A 15175-nucleotide genomic window follows, 5' to 3' on the forward strand; every position below is an offset into this window, starting at 1 on the left:
ATAAAAATGCGAATCTACTCTGGGTAATCAATTAATGAAAATTGGCCTATTCGACTAAAGAGATCAACTGGTGACTTAACAATTTGTTCCATCGTCTACTCAAATTTAGCGAATTTATTCAAGGTTATTTTATTCTATCCAACCAATATTCGATGCGCATTACCAAAATCAATAATTGCGCGTCCATTAGGCTGAATAATCACCTCTATAAGCGAAAAATCGGCAATCGTAAATTTTGCCCCTAAAGTCATTAGCGATTCATGACCAACACCGACACAAAATGTTCCTGCTGCCACAGCAGATTTAACGCCACTGGTTGAATCTTCAAAGACCATTGCCTGTTTTGCTGCAATATTAAGATACTTGATAGCCTTTAGATAAGGGTCTGGATAAGGTTTACCTCGAGTGACGCTGTCACGATCAATAATGACCGAAATACACTCCTTCACTTTCAATAAATTCATGACCGAATTGACTTTGTCTAGCCAACCGCTGGTAACGATGGCAACTTTAACGCCGGCTTTATGTAATGCCGTGATGAACTTAGCAACGCCAGCAATTGGTTTGTAAATAGCAGTGTTTTCAACATAAATAATATGGGCCTGAACTTTTTGTTGATCAGTACTAGGCAAATCTCCAAAAAGCGTCGCAATCGTATGTCGACCAGGTTGACCATGAATATGTTTAACCATATCTGTGTCACTAATAGTTCGACCATACATGTGTGCAGCTTCACGCCACGCTCGTTCAATTGCCTCATTCGAATCAATCAATACCCCATCCATATCAAACAATACCGCAGTAATTTTAGTAAGAGTTTCACGCATAATTTTTTCCTTATCTTTTATCTTACACAAGTCAAAACAACCCATATCTGTTATCCTGACTAAATAACGCCTATCATAGATTTGATTTTAGACTCTGTATAATTCCAATTTTTTAGGATTCAATAAATGCAAGGAATAGATTTAAGATTATTACGTGCTTTTGTAAAACTTGTTGAAACCGGTAATTACGGTTTGGCAGCAAAAGCGTTATTTATTACCCAGCCGGCTTTATCCAAACAAATACAAGCGTTAGAATCTTTAACTGGCGGTCAACTTTTTTTTCGAGGTCGGCAAGGTGCAACCGCGACTACTTTTGGTGGTCAACTCTATGCTCAAGCAAAGTCGATTCTACAATCACATGACAATTTTCTTACTTATGCCAAACAGATAAATAAAAAGTATCAACAAACCTTATCAATTGGGTTTAGTCTATCTACCTATCAAAAAATACCATTATGGGTTGATCAATTTGTCAAACAAAGACCTGATTGCCAAGTTACGCTCAATCAGCTTCCTTCAAGTGTTCAAATTAATATGCTATTAGAAGGATCCCTACAAATCGGATTTTTACGGATGCCTTTTACTAATCAACTAAGTTCACAGCTTATTGTCCACGAAAAACTTGCCTTAGCCATTCCCTCTAGTAGCCCTATCGATTGGCATAACTTATCGGCAATTTTAAAGCACTATCCTTTATATCAACTCGATAAAGATCGCTTTCCATGTCTGGCAGAACAAACCGAACAATTTTTGATACAAAATCAACTTCAAACTAATAAAATATTAATAAATGGTGATTTGACAACACTATTAGCGTTAGTTGCTGGCGGCAATGCTATTGCCTTTATGCCACAAAGTATGAAGCAATTTTTGCCAAGGAACGTAAAACTCATCATTCCTAAACAAAAAACAGTACATTGGGACATAGCAATGGTCTGGAATGACAAAGTAATGTGTGATTTTCGAAATATTTTTATTGATGTAGTGAATAAAGATAGCGGTAAAATACAGGGTAATCATTGCTAGTTTTGTTTTTTATCCCCACTAAAGCGCGACTCAAACTCAGCAATCATTTAGGTCAAATTATTATGCTAATATGGGAACTGATCGCAAATGTATTAGCTTGTTAGTTTGAATAATTATTGGATAAATTAATAGCGATCGATGGTATGAATAATTTATGGGATTTTGCCTGATAGCTAATCATTCATAAAAAAATGGGTATATGAACATTCATAATTAACTAATAATGGTGATGTCATTTTATTTTATCTATAATCACGTAACCTATCTATTAAATGTACAAATTTTATATAAAACCTGTTAAAAAATTAAATATTGACTGAATTTATTCAGTTTTAGTTTCATCAGGATCATTTGGCCATAATATTTTCAAATTACCATCAGCCTTCTTTTTTAACCGAAAACTAGCAATCCATGGTTTATCCTCATTATTTTTGAGGTTGGTTGAAACAAAATCAATTGAATAATCAACATCGACTTGAAAAGGATAATCAAAGCGTAAACATTCACCTGCTTTAGCTTGATAAATTGAACCATGATCTTCCTGTTCCCAAATATACCCAATATGCGTTACAAAAATACTGCTAGATGAAATATTAAACACATCAGTTGAACGCGCTTTTTCTTTTGGTATGTTGATGCAAACTTTTTGATTTTGATCTAATTTAACTTCAGCGGTGTTGACTTTATAGGTACAAAAAAAACAGCCGGTTAATAACAAAACAATGGTAATAAAAAATAACGGACGAATTAGATTTAATTTCATTTTGTTATTCCATATAGTGCAGACATGGTTATTTAGTCGCCACATTATCCAATAACCTTATTTTTTAATCAATCAGCTATTCAAAAAACAATGTATAACAATCTTATACATGCCATAAAGTTGAATAAATCATTCATCTTGAAATTAAACTATCTGCGCTTTATGCTTACAAAGCATAACAATAATTAATTTTAAAAATGAGATGAATAATTCGGTCATTTTAGATTGATTGTTTCCAAGACCTAACTGAACTTTTTTTAAAAACTTTGTTCTGAATAAACGGGTAATAAAAAAAAGAGATTGAGCATAAAGCAAGTAATTTAATTTATTCACTGTTCATAAATACATTTTCAATTACCATTTTAATAGCACAATCATCATTTTTTGTTATTTTACAAGACAATTATCTAGATGAAAATTTACATTGTTTTATTTAAATAACCACGCCTTTTAATCATCATTCCTTGCATAAGGATAGTCGACTTTGCTTATCCCTATTATTCAAAAACAGAAATCAATTAGACTGTTTGATTTTATACGATCAAACTAAGTTTTATAGCTAACGTATTGTTATACCGATTAATATTTATAGTAAAAACACTTAAGCAACACGTTTTAAACTGACTTTTCAACTCTGATAGTTTTTTACTATCACAAAATAAGTATTTCCATATTTTACACTTGTTATCCTATGCTTATTGCCAAAAACAGTGATAGTAAATCTAAGGTTTAGATCGTTTTACTCTCGACCTAAACCTTCAGTACACATCAATCACGATATTGTTTAATAAGGAACTTTAGCCGTATGAATTCAAGGATGACATCCACTCAACGATTATCAAATAAAATGAGCATTATTATATCTGCACTTCTTATTATGCTTTTGGTTGGTTCGGTTTATATTACTCAACTTATTTTTCAGGAGATATCGATAAACTTTAACATTGAGATTTTAGATGCGAGATTAGTTTTTAGCTTATCATGTTTTTTTTATGCATTAGCCTTTTTTATCTATGGGCCATTATCAGATAAACTATCAACACGTCTGTTAGTGACATTTGGCAGTCTTGGCACAGTACTTTGCCTATGCATTGCCAATATAGTAACGTCATTTAATCTATATCTTAGTGTAATGTCATTAATTGGCTTTTTTGCCGCCTCAGTACCGGCTGCTTTATTTGCTTACACAGCCAAAAATACAGACAACGCAAAATTATCACAAGCAATGGGGATGTTAATTTCGGCCTCAATTGTAGGAATGATATTCAGTCGTAGTTTAGCAGCCATGTTAACCGATATCTATTCTTGGAAAGTTGCTTTTGGGGTTTATGCTTGCCTGATTTTAATTGTCACTATTTTTATTCCATCTGCGATCAAACCCACTTTAAACAACACGGCTAAAATCAGCATCATTGAAACTTATCAACACGCATCAAAACTGCTGTTTAATCGAACTGTCATTATTTTCTTATTGGTTGGATTTTTGCTCTTTTTTGTTTATTTAGGGTTGTCTTCATTGCTCACTTTTTATTTGAAAGGTTCACCATTTTATCTAACCTCAACAGAACTTGGTTGGTTAAATTTTGCAGGAATCAGCGCAATAATTGGTTCGATCATTACGGGAAAATTGGCACAGATTATCAATAAAAACAATTTACTCATCTTATTACTTTTATGCGTAAGTGCTTCAATTATGATCATTGGTTTTGGTACCAACATATTAATGATTAGTTTAGGTATTTTTTGTCTATTTATGTTTGTATTTGGAATTCAACCAATTGTCATGGCTATGCTTAATCAAATTGTACCACTCGACTTACGAGGCGCGGTATCGTCTTTATATTTACTTGCATGCCTTATTGGTGGCAGTTTAGGCACTTATTTATTAGGAAGCATTTATCAACAATTAAATTGGCCTAATTTAATTGTGGCTATCTTAATTTTAACCATACTTAATGTTGCTTTAGCTTTACTTGGTATTAAATTAATCAAAATTAAACAGAGCAATACTTAAACAATAGGCGAACATATATCGCAATACTATCACTTTACGAGGAAAAACAATGATCAAAAAAGTATTTTTTCAAATTGCACTATTTATCTGTTTTATTCTATATGGGGAATTAGCTATGGCAAAATTGAATCTTATTGCAAAATCTTTTAGTGCGCCAACCGCTATCGCCTTCGATAGCCAAGGTTCGATGTATGTGACAAATTGGTCTGGAAGTTCAATAGAAAAAATCACAACTGAAGGTAAACGTAACACTATTTATAACAACATATCCTCTCCTGCAGGAATAGTTATTGATAAACAAGATAATATCTATGTTTCATCTTATAGTGGCAATTTTATTTTACAAATCACCCAAGATGGCAAAGTAGAAAAAATATCGACTGACTATCATACGCCAACTGGAATTGCATTTTCTAATACAGGTGAATTGTTGATTACTAATCGCTCCTCTGGCGAGGTTGTCGCTTTGGATTTAACGACAAAGCAAAAAAAGGTTGTTGCAAAAGGATTATCATTACCTGTCGGTGTAACACAATTAGCTGACAATCGCTTAGTTGTGTCACAATATAGTGGACGCTTAACTTTAATCGAACCTAATGGAAAACAGATAGAATTAGGGAGTGCATTTAACCAACCCGGTGTAGGTATAGTAAGTCTTTCACCTAGCGAAGTTGCTGTCATTGATAATGGGGCAGGTGCAGTTCGTAAAGTCGATGTCAATAGCAAAAGTACCACTACACTAGTTACATCATTGTCTGGTGCTGTAGCGTTAAGTCTGTACAAAAACCAATTGTATATCGGTACTTGGGGTGATGAATCGGTTTATCAATTAACTAACATCAACCCATAATAAACACGCTTGATTAATTATCGGCAAAGATAGAATTTTTTAAGGGTATCATTTCAATCAATGTCATTTCGGACCTTTTTAAACAAAATCAGGTCCGAACTTTTAGCCATACTATCATTAGTATGTAAAAATCTTTCTAATTTTTTAATACGATAATATCAAGTGTTTACAATCTATCGCAATGCTATTTTTAAACGTTTAATGGTTATAGAGTTGGTCTAGAGTAAAAACGACAGTAGCCATGAATACGATATTTAATCATGCAAACCACTTGGTAACGCTATCGTCACTCTTTTTACATCACAATTAGTCAAATACCCCTTAAGTAACTACTTATAACGATTTGAAATAATTGATAATTTGTTCATAAATCAAGTTAGCGTGTAAATTATTTCGCCAAACAAGATAAATATCGATATATAATTTACTGGTTTGGGTACTAATCAATTTTTTATACACTACCCCATCAATGTTGGCCTGTGTCATCGACTGAGGTAATAGCATCATACCTCTCCCTAATGCAATATCCAATAACATAGACAGCGTGTCTGGTCGTTCAGCTCGACGAACCAATGGATGATTTAACGTTTTAAATACAGACTCGCACTGTGCATAAAAAGTCTTATTTAAATGGGCTTTAAACCAAAATAACGGTAAATCAGTGACATCATTAAGATCAACATAATCTTGTTGGCTACAAGGATGGCTTTCTGGAAGAACCAAAATAAGCGGCTCCTGATAAATTAGCATCGAATTTTCTTGTTGGTTTCTTGAAGCAAAATCAGATACAACAGCAAAATCCAAATTGCCTTTTTGAAGTTCTAATAACAGCTCTTTAGACGTGTAGTCATGTTGATAAAGTTTTATATTATCATTGAAATTTGCTAAAAACCTTTTGAAAAAAGGTATAAAATCAAAACACAGTGTTTTCGTCATACCTAACATGACTTGATTGCCTTGACAAGATTTAATATTATCCACTGATTGACATAAACTGTTTAATACCTCCAATGCTTGGCTTTTAAATTTTTCACCTTCTTTAGTTAATACCATGTTGTGAGAATTTCTTAAAAATAAGCTCACTTGCAATTTATCTTCTAGTTCTTTTATTTGCACGGATAATGGCGGTTGACTTACACCCAGTTTATCTGCTGCAGCACGAAAACTATGCATTTCACAAATCGCAATAAAATATTGCAATTGCCTGATTGTTGGTAGTTTTTTATTATAAATATCCATATTTTAAATTACTTCGCAATTGATGATTAAATCGATGGGGTACTCAATGTATTTTATCACACTAATTTACCAATAAATTCATGACTTTTCTAAGTTTTAAACATATAGTAAGATTAGTTAAAAGTTTATAGTAAATATTCTAAAGTTGGGATGATTTTACTCTATTTACAATTTACAAACTAATTTAAGATGAGTAGAGTGAAACTAACGCTAACTTGCCACTTGGAAATAATTGAATGGTTAAATTATTGCTAGATAAATTGACCCGTTCATTACCCTGTTCAACTTGCCAAGCGCTACGTTCAGCCCATGATAACCATTTTGCAAGTCGCCAATAATTGTCGAGTTTGCCCAATATTACGGGAAGCTCTTGATTACCGTGAAAATCAATATTAATTACTTCGACAACATCATTAACTGAATAAATGTTGATATTGCCATTCGTCCTATAGACCGTAAAATATGGTTAGATATGCTGTTTGAATTAGGTATTACTCAAACAAAATTATGTGAACGTACAGCAAGTTTAGTAACAGTGTTAACAGTATTGGCTCATCAGGGATTACTATCACTAGTTTGGCCTATTTTTGACTAGATTATTCCCTATACACCAAAGCTACTTGCAGGCGCAGTGGAAGCCGTAATGCAATAGCGGAGTTTTTACCAAAAGTTGAGTACGCTGTAGCACAAGGTTTAGTGGAAGATAAAAACCTACAATTATTAGTCATCAGAACATTGACCGCTAAAAATAGCCAAGCTAGTGCGCTTAAAAAAGCACAAGCCGTTGAGGCTAAATTACCTCAAACCAGCAACAAGCAAACCGAAAGCACCAAAATGATGCTAACCCATGATGATTTCAATAAAATTTGGCCAAAATCACAATATATAGCCGACCTGCCAGATAACAAAATATCAATCAATCCAAGGCATTGTTGCCCAACCCCAACCAAGCGTTGTGACTTACATATTTTCAGTGTTAAATACATGTAGGGATAATACTTTTCTAAAAGCACAAAACATTATTGAAGGTGATCTCATTTTTATAAATGATTGATTCAGTATTCAATTATCTAGATGAGTGAATTCTTTATTTTTTTACGAAAAATTTCAGCAACTAAAATAAAACCTTCGAAATGAAGGTTTTAGGATAATTATGATTAAACGGGGATGTAATTGAATTAGTTATCCATTCCTGTTTTAACATACTGTTTAAATGCAGCCATAGCGCCATATTTATTTGGTACACATCCAAACATATTATCGCAATATGCGGCGATCAAGATTTGATATTTATCAGAAGTAATAGGTTTTTTAGAAACCTGAAATGCTAAGTAAGGATCATTCGCTAATGGATTAGCTGTTCTAATAGTCACATCTGTTACTGTTTCAAGTTTCCATCTAGAGTTTGTTGAAACCCAATATTCCGCTCTTTTCCAATATAGAGAACATTGTTCAGCCCCATCGCAGTATAATGGCTCTTTTGCTTTTTGTTCAATCATTGGATCTATATTACTTGCACACCCAACTACAAATAATGCTAAAAATATACTAATTAGTTTTTTCATTGTAACTCCGAATCTGTTTTGTAAAAAAATGACTTTTAATCCATTAATTGATAATCGCGCTACATATGAATATTTTATTCTTTATCGAATTTATATTGTCTAAGTATGTTAACCATCTGATATAAGCGCATGTTATATTAATTTTTTATTATTTTAACCTTTGACTTTGATTTACATTCCTATATAGCTGTGAACTGATTGATTATATTTGCAGTATCATCTTAAGGCTTAGAAATAATTACTCTTATCAATAATTTTTATTTAATAACCATATATTCTATATATAGTTTCTAATATATTAATATAAACTTTACACTTTTTCAACAATGACTTTACACTTTGACGCATATCATCTTTGTTAGAAAACCACTAAATTAATTTCGATTACATTCATTTTCAATATAATTCAATTTTCCAAGAGTAAGATGTGTGTGTTATTGGATAAAGTTTGCAATTAGTATAAAACTGATGCATGAGTAATACTGAATATATCGTCCATAGCTTATTAACCGAAAAAAAATAATATTAATAATCAATACCTAGTAATTATACAATCAACCGCGAAAAAATTTGTTAATTTCTTTATGTAACATATTGATGGTTATAGGTTAATTAGAACTAACAAGTTACTTTTTTCTATTGATAATAGACTAATCGACTCCCATGACATCAATAAGTTTTGATTCTTCAAAAATATTGACTTTAAACCTTTTGTAAATTAATGATCAGGTACATTATCTATTCAAAATTACGCTTCTCACTAACCTATTATTTTATAATCATTAATTCGACTATTATTATCAATTCTTATCGAAAATGACCAAGTTATGAGGTTCATAATATTAATGTTGAAGAGGTTCAGTAGTTGGATAATATAGTGTATTTAGTGGCAGTATTTTTTTTACACCTTGTTAAGCGGGTAACCAATATAGTTTGACATTAATTGTTTTACGTTTTGTTAGATTTACTTGGATGTTAGATTGTGTTACTTTCTCTAATAATATTGCATTTTGATTTGAACCCAAAGTCCATCTGTTCAAGTAAAAATGAGGACCAATTGCAATATTTTTAACACCAAGTAACGCACTATCTTATAGCGCTCATTAACACAACTTTTATCTAACATTGCCAGTTTATTTTTTAGTCATGTTAAACCGATTATTTTTAATCAATACTCGACGTTTGATTATGCTTAGTATTCAATACGATAACGACCAACAATATCAAAAATATGATCGTATGTGCTGAGTATTATGCGTTTTTTACCTTTGTGATGAACTTGTTCAACAAGATCAAAACTTGAGGTTAAATATCTTTGATTAGGATAATTATCTAATTGATAAATAGATAAGTTATCAATATCAGTAAAAATAAATTTTACCCATACATCAGGCACGTTCAACACTTCGGGCTGACAATTAGCTAGCGATAATGACGTTTCAACAATCAATGTAAACGGGTAGCAATCCAAGTTAACCTTTTTTAGAATTAATGCGTTTCGAGCATAAATAATGCCGTATTTGATTGGTATCGCTTTAGTTATCATTTTTTTTACTTTGTCATAACTTCTTTAAAATTAATTGGAACTTATTAAATTATAACATTATATGGTGTTAACAATATAACATTTAATTTAACAGTATGTTGTTCAACGATACTTTGCATTACATTGATTTAATTAAATTTAATAGCTTATATTTAAGTAAGTTAAAAATTTAAGTCTTATTGCTACATTGGCATAATGTTATAAGCATCAATCACAAAGTAGGCAAAATTATTCAATATAATTTTAAGTGTCAATGCCATTTAATAGTCTTTATTCTGTTATGTAATAAAGACGACTTAATTCATTTTATAATACGCTATAGGCTTTTAGCTTTTATTTAACGTATCTAAAAAAAGGTAAATAGAGATAACAACTCATCAAATGAAATAAATTCATTTCGTTTATTGAGCTTATATTGGCTGGTAGTGATATCTATAATTTCAGGCATACAGCTTAGCAATCGAATAACGACAATTATCAAGTTAAAGCGATGTTACAAGCCGTTATCCCTTTTTATAATGAAAATTTTTCCCATTTATTGTCAGACTTATCAAATATTTCTTTTTTATCAATTCGCCATTGTTTATGAGTATATATTAAGGAATAACGAAACTGACTTTTAAATTCTGTATGTTGTTGCGTATAAATGAGTAGTTTGTTTTCTGATAGTTGTTCTGTTTTTAGTATTTCTTCATCGGGTGAATACTCTGGTGGATATCCACAGTCTAATGAAACTTGGCGACCGTACTTTCTTTCTTTAATAGTACAATACTGATTGAATATAGTATTTAACTCACTTCTCATCTTATCTTTTAAAGGCTCGTCATCCTCACCATTTTCGATTAGCTCGCAAAGTGGTTCACAATATCCTTCCCACTTATTCATATCCGTTATAAAATTTTTTAACACTGATACAGCCTGCTGTACATTTTTTTCCATATTATTCCTTAACTAACAAATATATATTTTTCTTTCCATTTCTTTAAACTTTGAATGATTGATCCTAAGGCGATCTATTTTATGGCAGGTTATTTAACAACAATAACCCAATGCTAATTCATTTCTCGATAAACGTCTAAAAATGAATCAACAAAAATCAGAAACAACGCTTCAATTCAATACGAATTAACTTAATCACTTTCTCTAATTTGTGCTAAAGCTTGTTCAAGACGACTAACGTTTTGATATTTATTAGCAGCAGTTGTTTTGTCTACTGACGCTAACCAATCATCTACTGCTGTTTTAAATAATTCTAAGCCATATGGCGTCAGGTTTGACTTTTTAATCACCGTATCAGTCTTCAAATTTCCTTTTTTATCAAATAGTTCAACACCGATCAATAATTGATGTTGTTTTAAAAAAACCAATAACGCAATTGAAGACTGTATGATAGGCTCAGGTAACTGATTGATTTTATTAGTAGCCAGTGACACAGCAACATCGTATACGATAAAATCGACTTCTTTGTTTTTATTTTCCCTAATCTTTGCCAAACCTTTTTCAAGACGGCTGACGTTTTGATATTTATCAGCAACAGTGCTCCTGTCTAGATAATTATACCAACCATCTACAGCCGTTTTATATAATTCTAAGCCATCAGGCGTCAGGTTTGACTTTTTAATTACCGTATTGGTTTTCAAATTTCCTTGTTCATCAAACGGCTCAACCCCAATTAATAATTCATGTTTTTTTAAAAAGCTCAATAAAGCTGTTGAGCTTTGCATAACACTATCTAGCCACCATTTGTTTTTATTTCTAGTAAGCAACATTGGTAAATTATGTAAAGTATAATCTTTTTCATCCCTTGCTTTTATAAAATCTCTAATTTCGGTTAAACCATTTTCAAGTCGATTGAAGTTTTGATATTTATTAGTAGCACTACTCCTGTCTAAATATTTTAACCAACTATTTACAACTGTTTTAAATAATTCTAAGCCATCTGGCGTCAGGTTTGACTTTTTAATTATTGTATTAGTTTTTAATTTTCCTTGTTCATCAAACGGTTCAACACCAATCAATAAATCATGTTTTTTTAAAAAACGCATTAAAGCTGTTGAAGTTTTAGTGCTATGCTCTTGCCAAAGATTTGTTTTATTTTTAGCTATCAACATGGGCAAATCATATAAAATAGGATCTGGTTTATTCATTATTTTCTTTATCCAACTTTTGATACGCTACAGTTAATAATATTATGTTAGTTAAGCTTTACGACTATATTTCGCAAAAATTAGGACCACTTTGGGCATTTTTCTTTTTTATTATTCATGAGCAAATATTCAAAGCATTATACCGAGTTATTGCTCCAATCAATCCACTATTTTATATTCAACTATCATCAGCTTAATGGTATAAGAAAACGAAGCAATTCATTTTAATAGTGTTTTCAGATACATCATTTAACATATTTTCCTAAGTGATAAATATCAGTTGCTTCTTTATCCATGTCAAGGCAGCCTAACGCCCCCAAATCCAAACTATATATATAATTAGATTCATTATCTTTTTTTACAGATACAAAATAGCCTATATCACCATCTTGACCGATTAAAAAATAATTAGGCTCAACGTCTTGTATATTATAGGTACTATTTCTCTCTTTAATATTATTTATATTATAGATGTATATGTACTCTTCCCTTTCATTGATTAATTCATATGGCTCTTTATCTTGAACCTCTTCGGATAAAAATTTCACATACAAATTCGGAAATTTAATATTCATCTCTTGCTCAAGAATATTCAACATTTCAATAACTCTTTTTTCCATCTAAAATTCTCCATTCAACGAATAGGGTATAATTCAAAAACAAAATTGTTAGTATTAAAGTTAGCATATCATCAAAATATTTTTAGCCTTTTTTTAAAGCTTGTAAAAAAAGCTTTGGTGACTATTGTTTTAAACCATTCAGATGAAGTATGTTTAATGCATCTCTATCGAATAGCGTCCTCTGATATTTCATAAAATATCTTGTTTCAGATTAATGCAATTTCAACAATAACAACTTTGAAAGTAGATATTTACCTAATGTTGTCATTTTTCTCATGAAGAATCTTAATAAACAAACTATGTATGTCATGACAAAATTTTGAATTCTCAATGAGATCAGGTAACACAAGTACATAATAAAAGACCTGGTTAAACTGCAAATTTATATCATAGGGTTCAAAATCAGAAGCATTATCGAATTCAAATAAAGTTGCTATTCCATTTAACTGTGTGCTTTTTGCTTCAATTAAAAAACAACCTTCCCCTTGTAAATCTAAATTGTAACCATGATTATCATGATAATCTCGCATTTCATCGTTTTTATAACAAAATAGAAACTCTTCATCTCTAAAACTACTTTGTTCATATTTATAATTAATAGATGATAATTTTTTAATTAATGAAAACCATACATCATCGACGGATTTATCGGTATAAAATCCATACATATTACCAGTCCATTCCATATTTTCCCCTCAAACTCACTCACAATAGTAAATTTTTGTTACAATCGCTTTGGAGTTTATTTTTTCATCTCAGTAAAATGTTTTCTATGTGTCGTCTTAAAAAACATTTTGTCGTTTAACTATTTTAGACTTAGCGCTATCAACTTTAAATAAAATAGAGTGTTATTCTTTTATTTAATGCCCGATGATGTTTTACGATATATCGGTCTAAGGCATCATAGGCGTTCGGTAAGTTTAATTTTTTAATGGGAGATTTCGGTTAAACGCTGGTGGCGTTTTATATGCTAAGTAAGGTAAATAATGCCTTAAGTTCTATTCATTCTAGTGTCACCATTCATCTATATCTTTTGCATCAATATCTTTTAACCATTTTTGATATTTTTCTGGATCTTTGGCAATCAATGTTTTTAATTTTTCAAACACTTCGTTTATCCCTGAAGGATCCACTTTATATTTATTAAATACAAAAATAATTCCCTCTTCTATGGTATCAAGCATATAAAACATTTGTTGTGTGTAACAATTAAACGTTTTATAAGGTATAAAAATTGAGAAATTAACCACTTTTCGTTTTGACGAGGCTAACGGGCCGTAAACTAAATCTTTGTTTTCTAGTGTGGCAGAGATAGTAAAGAATAAATCATAATCTGTTGTTTTAAATAATTTGTCATAATATGGAAGCGTTTTGTTTAATTTATTAAGATTTTCTATCAACGGATTAAAAACCGTATTTCTAATTTCATAATAAACGCCAACTTCAGCCCACAAAAATGGAAAATTAATTTTCATTACATGGCCTTTCGGTTTATCACTGTTTTTGGTTTAAGTAAAATTTTAGATAGTTATAACTTTTTATCTATAATAACTCATTTTATACATAATCCTATTGCATAACACAATTCTTCAATAAAAAACTAACATGATCCTATAATTACAAGACCTGAAGGCAGTTGTAGGCTTTGTTCGCACGGTCTTATTTGGTGTTTGTTGATACGAACTTCAATTAGGCGACGTACGGCATCGTAGTGGTAATAATAGGTACTGCTGGCGGTCTGTTTGCTGTGGGCGCATCCCGTTTTCGTCGTAGGTGTATAAAGGTGGTGGTAATTTGTTTGCTTAGTTAATTGTATCGATGGCTGCGTGTGCCTTAAGCGTTGGTTTCACTTAAAAGCATATCCTTAAAACGGTAGCTGAAGTGATGTGTTGGCTTCGGCTAGGGTCAATGTAATGGTAATTTGAAAAGATGATAACTTGAAAACAGATTAGCCCTTCAAACTTTATCTTGGCAACCTCGTTCTTTTCCTATTTAGTAGACTATAGTTATAACTTGTTCCATCCAAACCTTAATAAAGGTCTTGCGCTCGAGTCTTTATACTAGTGTAAATATTCTTCTTTAGTTAAAGGTTTTTGGATAGGTGCTGGCGGTGTTACATCAGAGGAAAAAAACTTTGAGATTCATCCCAATTAATGCCATTTTCATAGAATTTAAGTAGATGTATTTGGATATCTTTAGAACCTCCATGCATTCCCACATTCTCTTTTGTATGAATAATATCTAAGTGATCTTTTACGGTTAGCTGTGGAATCAAAACTTTTTGATCTACAAAAGTATATCTATCATCAATTTACACCAGACCTATTTTTTCAGCTAATGGACCTGTATAAGTGATAATTTTAGGCTGCTGTGGGCGTACATTTTTTCGTACATGTTCATCTCGTATAGAAACGAATAACTCTTTAAGTGTGTGCAGCTACTGAATAGGTAAATAAAATATTAACCTTATTCAGGTCTACCCCATCCCATTCATCTTTATCATTAAATATATTAAAAAACTCCATCCAATGGTTTTTTCTGGATTGCGCTAATGAATACAACCCATCTTTTATATAGA

General features: G+C 31.4%; 17 protein-coding genes. 6 read left to right on the forward strand and 11 right to left on the reverse strand.

What is annotated here, in order from left to right; genetic code table 11:
- Window positions 1-134: 134 nt before the first annotated feature.
- On the reverse strand, window positions 135-827 hold the full coding sequence (locus J3U66_RS02005) for an HAD family hydrolase (protein WP_267347749.1): 693 nt from the start codon (window positions 825-827) through the stop codon (window positions 135-137).
- 126 nt (window positions 828-953) lie between these two features.
- Between J3U66_RS02005 and J3U66_RS02010 the strand changes: the two genes are divergently transcribed.
- Entirely contained in the window at window positions 954-1853 is a 900-nt protein-coding gene (locus tag J3U66_RS02010) for a LysR family transcriptional regulator (protein WP_267347750.1), read from the forward strand.
- Between the two features lie 322 nt (window positions 1854-2175).
- Here J3U66_RS02010 and J3U66_RS02015 read toward each other — a convergent pair whose 3' ends face one another.
- Window positions 2176-2616, reverse strand: coding sequence for a putative T6SS immunity periplasmic lipoprotein (locus J3U66_RS02015; protein WP_267332795.1), 441 nt, complete (start codon window positions 2614-2616; stop codon window positions 2176-2178).
- A gap of 805 nt (window positions 2617-3421) precedes the next feature.
- Between J3U66_RS02015 and J3U66_RS02020 the strand changes: the two genes are divergently transcribed.
- Window positions 3422-4630 carry an MFS transporter gene (locus J3U66_RS02020; protein ID WP_267347751.1) on the forward strand — a complete coding sequence of 403 codons (1209 nt, stop codon included), beginning with the start codon at window positions 3422-3424 and terminating at the stop codon, window positions 4628-4630.
- Window positions 4631-4679: 49 nt separating this feature from the next.
- On the forward strand, window positions 4680-5480 hold the full coding sequence (locus J3U66_RS02025; RefSeq protein ID WP_267347752.1) for a PQQ-binding-like beta-propeller repeat protein: 801 nt from the start codon (window positions 4680-4682) through the stop codon (window positions 5478-5480).
- A gap of 333 nt (window positions 5481-5813) precedes the next feature.
- Here the strand turns inward: J3U66_RS02025 and J3U66_RS02030 are convergent, their stop codons facing one another.
- Together J3U66_RS02030 and J3U66_RS02035 are read right to left on the reverse strand one after the other, a co-directional pair.
- A complete protein-coding gene (locus J3U66_RS02030) occupies window positions 5814-6719 on the reverse strand; it encodes a LysR family transcriptional regulator (protein WP_267347753.1) in 906 nt (301 codons plus the stop codon).
- A 184-nt stretch (window positions 6720-6903) separates the two neighbouring features.
- Window positions 6904-7074: a hypothetical protein gene (locus J3U66_RS02035; protein WP_267347754.1), complete on the reverse strand. Its 171-nt coding sequence runs from the start codon at window positions 7072-7074 to the stop codon at window positions 6904-6906.
- 117 nt (window positions 7075-7191) lie between these two features.
- On the opposite strand from J3U66_RS02035, the gene J3U66_RS02040 reads away from it, so the two are divergent.
- Complete coding sequence (locus J3U66_RS02040) at window positions 7192-7314, forward strand: hypothetical protein (RefSeq protein WP_267332790.1); 123 nt, start codon at window positions 7192-7194, stop codon at window positions 7312-7314.
- Window positions 7315-7415: 101 nt separating this feature from the next.
- Window positions 7416-7709 (forward strand): hypothetical protein, encoded by a 294-nt coding sequence (locus J3U66_RS02045; RefSeq protein WP_267332789.1) that lies wholly within the window; start codon window positions 7416-7418, stop codon window positions 7707-7709.
- A gap of 188 nt (window positions 7710-7897) precedes the next feature.
- Here the strand turns inward: J3U66_RS02045 and J3U66_RS02050 are convergent, their stop codons facing one another.
- The 4 genes from J3U66_RS02050 to J3U66_RS02065 form a co-directional block, all read right to left on the reverse strand.
- Entirely contained in the window at window positions 7898-8284 is a 387-nt protein-coding gene (locus J3U66_RS02050; protein ID WP_267332788.1) for a hypothetical protein, read from the reverse strand.
- 1192 nt (window positions 8285-9476) lie between these two features.
- Window positions 9477-9830, reverse strand: coding sequence for a hypothetical protein (locus J3U66_RS02055; protein ID WP_267332787.1), 354 nt, complete (start codon window positions 9828-9830; stop codon window positions 9477-9479).
- Window positions 9831-10343: 513 nt separating this feature from the next.
- Complete coding sequence (locus J3U66_RS02060) at window positions 10344-10769, reverse strand: NTF2 fold immunity protein (protein ID WP_267332786.1); 426 nt, start codon at window positions 10767-10769, stop codon at window positions 10344-10346.
- A gap of 191 nt (window positions 10770-10960) precedes the next feature.
- A complete protein-coding gene (locus J3U66_RS02065; RefSeq protein ID WP_267347755.1) occupies window positions 10961-11977 on the reverse strand; it encodes a hypothetical protein in 1017 nt (338 codons plus the stop codon).
- Window positions 11978-12021: 44 nt separating this feature from the next.
- Between J3U66_RS02065 and J3U66_RS02070 the strand changes: the two genes are divergently transcribed.
- Window positions 12022-12174, forward strand: a complete 153-nt coding sequence (locus tag J3U66_RS02070; protein WP_267346531.1) for a hypothetical protein — start codon at window positions 12022-12024, stop codon at window positions 12172-12174.
- Between the two features lie 48 nt (window positions 12175-12222).
- On the opposite strand, the gene J3U66_RS02075 is transcribed toward J3U66_RS02070, so the two are convergent.
- The 3 genes from J3U66_RS02075 to J3U66_RS02085 form a co-directional block, all read right to left on the reverse strand.
- Entirely contained in the window at window positions 12223-12597 is a 375-nt protein-coding gene (locus J3U66_RS02075) for an SMI1/KNR4 family protein (RefSeq protein ID WP_267332784.1), read from the reverse strand.
- Window positions 12598-12848: 251 nt separating this feature from the next.
- On the reverse strand, window positions 12849-13283 hold the full coding sequence (locus tag J3U66_RS02080; RefSeq protein ID WP_267332783.1) for a hypothetical protein: 435 nt from the start codon (window positions 13281-13283) through the stop codon (window positions 12849-12851).
- A 327-nt stretch (window positions 13284-13610) separates the two neighbouring features.
- A complete protein-coding gene (locus J3U66_RS02085) occupies window positions 13611-14072 on the reverse strand; it encodes a hypothetical protein (RefSeq protein WP_267332782.1) in 462 nt (153 codons plus the stop codon).
- Between the last annotated feature and the right edge of the window lie 1103 nt (window positions 14073-15175).

Source organism: Gilliamella sp. B2969 (genome assembly GCF_026536195.1).
Taxonomy (GTDB): domain Bacteria; phylum Pseudomonadota; class Gammaproteobacteria; order Enterobacterales; family Orbaceae; genus Gilliamella.